Source organism: Thermoanaerobacter sp. A7A (assembly GCF_000445185.1).
Taxonomy (GTDB): domain Bacteria; phylum Bacillota; class Thermoanaerobacteria; order Thermoanaerobacterales; family Thermoanaerobacteraceae; genus Thermoanaerobacter.
Map to the genome: position 1 here is coordinate 1 of NZ_AVAF01000143.1, position 2,392 is coordinate 2,392.

Genomic DNA, 2,392 nt, shown 5'->3' on the forward strand with positions numbered 1-2,392 from the left:
GGAATTGGAGCTATACCTACTTTACCTTTTATTGGGGAATCATCTCCATTTACTAAAGACCACGCATAAGGCCAGTTTCTCATAAAAATTGCTTCACCTTGTTGGAATACATTCCTTGCCTCTTCTTCTTGATACGTTGTTACACCTGGAGGAGCGATCTTTACTAAATCTATCAGGTATTGAAGTCCTGCTACTGCTTGTGGTGTGTTTATTGTCACTTTGTCTCCTTCAAGAACACTTCCACCATTGCTTCCTATAAGTTCTAAAGCATCGCAAACTAAACCTTCATATTGATTGCCCTGAAATACTATTCCATATTTAGTACCACCTTTACCAACATTTTCTTTTGCCATTTGAATTAATTCATCCCAAGTTTTGGGAGGAGTGTTTATAATATCTTTTCTATAATAAAGGACTCCTGCGTCTGTAAATCTTGGCACTGCCCACACATGGCCATTATATGTTACTGCTTCAACGGGTCCCGGTAAAAACTTATCTCTCATTTCTTTTGTAAATTTATCATCTAACGGGAGTAACCAATTAGCAGCAGCAAATTCAGGTGTCCAGATAATGTCCATTGCAAAAACATCAATACTTGAATCACCTGCGGATAATGCTGTAACATAAGAATTGTGTTGGTCATCTGTGGAATTAGGTAGTTCTTGAACTTTGACTTTAATGTTTGGATATTTTTTTTCAAAAGCTTCGACTAATTTTTGGGTTGCTGGTGTAGAGTCTTTACCTGTAGAATAGGTAATTGTGACTGGTTCATTCTTAGAAGTATTACTTGAAGTAGATGAGGTTGTGTTAGAACCACAACCGGCAATTAGAGTTCCTATTAATGCCAGTGAAACTATTGATGCTAGGATTTTATTTTTTTTACCCATCTAAATTCCCCCTTAAATAGTATTGGTGTTGTATAATAATTATATAAGAAATCGGTTGCAAAAATAATGTGACATTTTTAATATTTTGTGTATTTTTTTATAAACTTTTAATTATAAAGAAGGTAGTTGCTATATTTGTGTTGAAATATTTATATAAAAGGTGGTTTTTATGTTATACAAAAAAATTTTACTTTCATACATTTTAATAATAGTTATACCGCTCATAATGGTAGCGGCGACAACAGGTAATATTACATCAAGATATATAAATGAAGAGGTAAAAAAGACTACTTTTCAGACCCTAAATCAAGCAAATAAAAATATATCAAAAATGCTAGAAAATATGAAAAATGCTATACTATATGTTTCAATGAATAAAGAACTTCAGTATAATTTATCACGCAATGGGGGAGAAACTCCTTTTCAAATAAACAGAGAAGTTACAGCTATAAGAAACAGTATATTATATCCCGGAATATTTAATGAAAATTATTCTTCTGTAGAAATTTTTGCTTTGCGTAAAAATCAATACCCAATGAGATTAGAACAAAATGATGTGATGTCTTCAAAAGTAGTAGAAGATAAAGAATGGTATAAAAAAACTATACAGCTAAATGGCAGGTTGTACTGGTATATAAACAATGATTTTGGGAAACAAATGATTTCTGTTTCGAGGTTGGTTTTCGATGTAAAAAATTTTACTAAACCTATAGCAGTTATTTCTGTAGATATGGATATGTCAAAAATTGCTTCAATAATATCTGATATACACCTTGGAAAAACTGGAAAGGTGTATCTCGTTGATGACAAAGGAGAGCTGATATATTCCGAGGACAAAAGCTTTTTATATCCTTATACCACTAAATTATACAATAGCAGTTCTGGAAGTGATTTTATTACTATAAATGGTAATAAAATAATGGTTATATACAATACTCTACCTCAAAATGGGTGGAAACTTGTTGGTATGGTATCTATGGCTGAACTTAATGAAAAAGCTGAGATGATAAGAAATTTTATCTATCTTACTGCGCTTTTGAGTCTTGTAATTGCAGCCTTAATTTCTCTTTATTTTTCATACAGTATTTCACAGCCAATAATAAAACTTGCTGCTGAAATGAAAAAAGTTGAAAAAGGTAATTTTAACATAAGTGTTGAAGAAAACTGGGGTGGAGAAATAGGAGTATTATATTCAAGTTTTAACTACATGATAAAAAGAATAAATGAACTTATACATGAAGTGTATTTATCAAAAATAAAGGAAAAAGACGCGGAATTAAAGGCTTTGCAGGCACAGATAAATCCGCATTTTTTATACAATACACTTGATACTGTAAATTGGTTGGCAGTAAAACATAATGTACCTGAAATAAGTAAGATTGTAAATTCTTTAGCATCAATTTTGAGATACAGCATCAATAAAGGGAATGATGTAACTACTGTTGAAAATGAATTGAAGCATGTTGAAAGCTATATTACAATTCAAAAAATCAGATTTAAAGATA

At 31.2% G+C, this 2,392-nt stretch carries 2 protein-coding genes; one reads left to right on the plus strand and one right to left on the minus strand.

Annotated elements, in window-relative coordinates:
• The coding region (locus tag M663_RS0111235) for an ABC transporter substrate-binding protein (RefSeq protein WP_029688974.1) at positions 1-887 on the minus strand (887 nt) is incomplete at its 3' end.
• Between the two features lie 169 nt (positions 888-1,056).
• On the opposite strand from M663_RS0111235, the gene M663_RS0111240 reads away from it, so the two are divergent.
• The coding region (locus M663_RS0111240) for a sensor histidine kinase (protein ID WP_029688975.1) at positions 1,057-2,392 on the plus strand (1,336 nt) is incomplete at its 3' end.